The 234-nt window shown below is 54.7% G+C and carries 1 protein-coding gene; it reads right to left on the reverse strand.

Annotated features, from left to right (window positions below):
* A partial coding sequence (locus tag SB756_RS35570; protein ID WP_410913946.1) for a 3D domain-containing protein occupies nucleotides 1–212 on the reverse strand: 212 nt, incomplete at its 3' end.
* Nucleotides 213–234 lie beyond the last annotated feature (22 nt).

Raw genomic sequence — 234 nt, forward strand, 5'->3', positions numbered from 1 at the left:
TTACCTGCGCCCGGGGCGGTTTTCAGCACCCAGACACGTCCATAGTGGTTGTACCAACCTGCGCGGTGTCCGGCTTCCGGCCCGATCCCTTGATAGATATCGAAGTGTTGGCCTTTGATTGCACCACCGACATCCAGCGCCACCATCAGACGCAGTTCGTACTGACCATTAAATTTGCCGTTATTATCCAGCAACGGCACTTCTGCCAGCAAGGTAGTACCTGGCGGAATAATG

The sequence above is a fragment of the Pseudomonas sp. SIMBA_068 genome, assembly GCF_046534705.1.
Classification (GTDB): Bacteria; Pseudomonadota; Gammaproteobacteria; order Pseudomonadales; family Pseudomonadaceae; genus Aquipseudomonas; species Aquipseudomonas putida.